General features: G+C 55.4%; 2 protein-coding genes. Both read left to right on the top strand.

Going from position 1 to position 886, the window contains the following annotated elements; all coding sequences use genetic code 11:
- A partial coding sequence (gene tpiA, locus ACIP8I_RS19590) for a triose-phosphate isomerase (RefSeq protein WP_400763157.1) occupies positions 1–732 on the top strand: 732 nt, incomplete at its 5' end.
- Between the two features lie 4 nt (positions 733–736).
- Positions 737–886 (top strand): preprotein translocase subunit SecG (gene secG, locus ACIP8I_RS19585; RefSeq protein ID WP_400763262.1); only part of this gene is annotated, 150 nt, incomplete at its 3' end.

Here is an 886-nt window from a genome sequence, read left to right as displayed (position 1 = left end):
ACCTGGAAGATGCACGGTACCCGCGCCAGCGTCGCTGAGCTGATCAACGGCCTTCGTCATCTGGCCTTGCCAAGCGGTGTTGATGTCGCGGTATTCCCGCCTTGCTTGCATATCAATCAAGTGATTGATGGCTTGAAAGGTAAATCGATTTCGGTCGGTGCGCAGAATTCTGCGGTGGAATCCATGCAAGGTGCATTGACCGGTGAAATTGCACCGAGTCAGTTGGTGGATGCAGGTTGTTCCCTGGTGCTTGTCGGGCACTCCGAGCGCCGCCAGATAATGGGCGAGCGAGACGGGATGCTGAATCGCAAGTTCGCAGCGGCACAGGCATGTGGCTTGATTCCGGTGTTGTGTGTAGGGGAGACCCTCGAGCAGCGCGAAGCCGGAAAAACTCTTGAGGTTGTCGGGCGTCAGCTGGGCAGCATCATCGAGGAGCTGGGTGTTGGTGCCTTTGCCAAGGCAGTCATTGCTTACGAGCCTGTCTGGGCCATTGGTACCGGACTGACTGCAACGCCGCAACAGGCTCAGGATGTGCATAAAGCCATTCGCGAGCAGTTGGCGGCAGAGAATTCTGAAGTCGCACGAGGTGTGCGGCTTCTATACGGCGGCAGCGTGAAGGCGGCCAATGCGGTCGAACTGTTCGGCATGCCGGATATCGATGGGGGGCTCATTGGTGGAGCTTCCCTGAATGCAGATGAGTTCGGTGCGATTTGTCGCGCCGCGGGAAACTGAAAAAATGCTGGAAACAGTCGTAGTCGTTTTTCATCTTCTGGGTGCATTGGGCGTAATTGCGATGGTTTTGATGCATCAGTGTAAAGGTGCTGACGCTGGCGCGTCTTTAGGAGCATGTTCTTCAAATACAGTGTTAGGAAGCCAATGTTCATCA

The sequence above is a fragment of the Pseudomonas sp. NPDC088414 genome, from assembly GCF_044753325.1.
In the GTDB taxonomy this organism is placed as follows: Bacteria; Pseudomonadota; Gammaproteobacteria; order Pseudomonadales; family Pseudomonadaceae; genus Aquipseudomonas.
This window is presented reverse-complemented; position numbering and strand designations above follow the sequence as displayed.